At 61.6% G+C, this 2463-nt stretch carries 3 protein-coding genes; 2 read left to right on the forward strand and 1 reads right to left on the reverse strand.

The features are described 5' to 3' along the window. Positions 1-334: ABC transporter permease (locus QM600_RS28295; RefSeq protein ID WP_283265067.1), on the forward strand; the 334-nt coding region annotated here is incomplete at its 5' end. Here QM600_RS28295 and QM600_RS28300 read toward each other — a convergent pair. Continuing rightward, positions 312-644, reverse strand: coding sequence for a hypothetical protein (locus QM600_RS28300; RefSeq protein ID WP_283265068.1), 333 nt, complete (start codon positions 642-644; stop codon positions 312-314). The genes QM600_RS28295 and QM600_RS28300 overlap by 23 nt on opposite strands. Positions 645-1217: 573 nt before the next feature. Between QM600_RS28300 and QM600_RS28305 the strand changes: the two genes are divergently transcribed. Next, a partial coding sequence (locus QM600_RS28305; RefSeq protein ID WP_283265069.1) for a hypothetical protein occupies positions 1218-2463 on the forward strand: 1246 nt, incomplete at its 3' end.

Raw genomic sequence — 2463 nt, forward strand, 5'->3', positions numbered from 1 at the left:
TGCCATCGATGGACGGTACGGAGAGGTGGAAGCCGCTCTCAGTCTTGGCTTTTCGCAGCGGGATGCACGCTGGGAAGTGGCCCGAATCGCGGGCGCCGACGCCTTGTTGCCCGGGCTGGATCAAACCCGAACCGTCGGGCTCGTAACATTGCCCGGTGCGTTTGTCGGTGTACTTCTTGCCACGGGTTCGGCAGTGCAGGCCGGCGCCGTCCAAATCCTTGTGTTGGCCGGATTGCTGCTGGCTCAAACCTGCTCGGTGGCAGTGGCGTTGGAATTGGTGGCGCGGGGATTTGTCTATCGAAACCGGGCTGTCAGGCCGACGCGAGTGCGTTGATCGCACATCTTGTATCACCACGTCTTCGACGGTGATTCGCCTGGATCTGTCGCCGGATCTGCTCGAAAGCGGGCGTGGTGACCTGCTCGGCGATCCGCTGAAAGGCGCCCATTGCCGGGTGCTCCCACTTCGGCAGCCCGACTGTGTCGAACGCCGACGTGCTCTGTAGGACGACGTCCCGAAGGGCAGTGGTGTCGAACGGTGTCACGTTCTGTAAGACGGCTGCCGCAATGGCGGTGGTGTCGAGCTTGCCGGTGCGATCGGCTGCCGTGCGGGTGAATACCTGGTCAGCGAAATTGTCGTGTGCCATGGGTGCCGTCGGCCTCTCGGTTGTGGGCTCGGAACTTTCCGACGGGGAACCGACAGGCGTCGGTCGACGGTTTCGGCCGATCGGTGTGGACGAGTCCGATCCTTGGATGGCCAGGGTTCCTGATGCGAATCGCCCACTTCTGGCGTTTCGTGAGCTATTCCACTGTCTCGAAATAGTGGGCATAGTGGTCATATTCTGGTAAATATTCAGTTAGCGCAATGGGTAGATGGCGGCGACAATGCTGAACGATTGTTCAGTGTGGGGATCGGCGCAACAGTCTCCGCTAGAAGCTTCGATTCTATCGAATGTCATAGTTAGAGAAGGACTTTCGCTGACACCGAAAGGGGTAGTCCGACTCCCGACGGACTCGACCAACCTCACCGGCGCCCCACTGGACCTTGCCCCTTTCGTAGCTGATGTGCATGCTGATTGCCTGCTTAAACGGGTATATGTACCGAATGTCGGGTTGACAGCAGACTTTCGGTCGGTTTTACTTACGTCGAAAATATTTAGCAATTATCTAGTTACGAATACGCCAGTCAGTTCACCACAGCTACCCCGAGGGGATCCATCATGACAACGTCGCAACCGAGCGCCAAACGCCGCCGATCAAAGGGACTACCCATAGTCTCCGTGATCTCGACACTGGCCCTGCTCGCCGGAATCGTCGTGGGACTCGCCGGACCTGCCACCTCGACACCCCTCACAGCGCCCGCACGCGCACTGCCTGCCGCGGCGTTCCCCGCACCGCTGTGCGAAGGAACGGACTACACACCCGCCTCGTTCATGACCACGATCGACGGCGTACGCCTCGACCACTACAACGCCGGAAACATCGTCCCGATGTACGGCAACACCGCCCGCCCCGACGCACCGCTGGCAGTTCAGGCACCCGTCTGCGGAGTGCGCCAGACCAGCGCCGGTCCCGAATCGGAGTGGATGTACTGCACCGACTACACCTTGGACGCGTGCTCCGGCATCGACCCGGAAACCGGTCTCCCCGTCGACAAGCACAACGGTGAACTCGGCCCCACCGTGCCCGTATCCGGACACCCCGGCCTGACAGACGATCAGAACCTGATCATCAGCTGGGTGCTGCAGAATCCTGTCGAGACCTCTTTCGGTGTCGCCGACGATCAGAATTCCGACAACCGTGTATCGCGTCAGGCATTGGTGTGGTGCGTCACTGACTACGACCAGTTCACTAGTTTCTGCGATGGCTTCTTTCCTGCGTCCGCCCAAGCAACGATCCTCTCGAGGATTCAGGCCGACCCGACCATGGAACTGGCGCTCACGGACCCGACCACAGGAACAGTCGCCACCGGCGGAACCGCGACCTTCACTCTGACCACTAACCTGTACGAGACACCCATCACGCTCACCCTGCCTGCAGGCGCAAGCATCACGGTGTGCGCGGACGGCGGCAACGCCACACTCACCGGCTCACAGATCGTCGTCCACGGAAGCGGCTCCACGCCCGCTGCCATTCGCCTGTGCGTCACTGACCCCGACGGTGGAACCACCGAACTGTCCGCCGCCGTGTCGCCGCCGTCGGTGGAAAACCTGCACTGGAACACCGCAGGCGATCAGTGCCAGGTCTTCGCATCCTTCGACACCGTGCAGCCGAACTCGATCGAGGCAGCGGCGAGCGTCGTCTTCGACACCAAGCCCACGACCACCACGGCTCCGACGACCACGACGACGGTTCCGACCACGACGGACGTCACGACGACCGCTCCGACGACGACTGAGCCTGAGGTCACGACGACCGCTCCGACGACCACGACGGATGTCACCACGACGACCGCTCCGACGACCA

It is taken from the genome of Rhodococcus sp. IEGM 1379 (assembly GCF_030056815.1).
Classification (GTDB): Bacteria; Actinomycetota; Actinomycetes; order Mycobacteriales; family Mycobacteriaceae; genus Rhodococcus_F.